The following is a 624-nucleotide window of genomic DNA, read 5'->3' as shown; positions in this document are numbered from 1 at the left end:
CGCCCTGCTGGCCCAAGTGATTTTGTCCAAGTTGGATCTCTCGGCCCGCTTTGAAGAATTAGAACATCTGCCGTCCAGTCCGCTAAATTTCGGCCTCAAAGCCGCCTAAAACTGCACGAACCATTGAACTTCAGGAGTTGGGACTTTTTTGCTGGCGGAATTTTCGACTCGACTTCAGGAGTTGGGACTTTGCACTTTTTCGACCTCTCCTCAACTTCAGCAGTTGGGACTTTCGACATTTTCGCAATTTTCCATGACTTCAAAAGTTGGGACTCTGCAATGGCAATCGACTTCAAGAGTTGGGGCTATTTGCCGACCCCGTTGTACCCTCACAAGGAAGGTGCAGACCTGGTTCGTGGCCCGCCACCTGGGCTGGTGGCGACCGACACCGGATAATCGACATGGTCAGGCACCCTGCTTGGTGCGCCGCTGCCAGCTTAAGACCATGGCAATCTCGCCGATATTTTTGGCGGCATTAGGATCGGCGGCGACCACTTCTGGGCTGGCCCCAAAAGTTGGACGATTTCGAGTAGAGACTCGGCTCAGGTCAAGGGTACAACATTGGCTTTCTCTTCCTGCCCAGGGAACGGTCTGACGGCCACATTTGCGGTGGAGTTTCCGCAA

Annotated in this window: 1 protein-coding gene; it reads right to left on the bottom strand. The window is 53.7% G+C overall.

Going from position 1 to position 624, the window contains the following annotated elements; translation table 11 throughout:
* Positions 1-405 precede the first annotated feature (405 nt).
* On the bottom strand, positions 406-624 hold a 219-nt coding region (locus E5Z01_RS19860; protein WP_205750521.1), incomplete at its 5' end, for a hypothetical protein.

This window comes from Deinococcus fonticola (assembly GCF_004634215.1).
Taxonomy (GTDB): domain Bacteria; phylum Deinococcota; class Deinococci; order Deinococcales; family Deinococcaceae; genus Deinococcus; species Deinococcus fonticola.
Note: the sequence above shows the minus strand (reverse complement) of the source record. Positions and strands in the feature narration are given on the sequence as shown.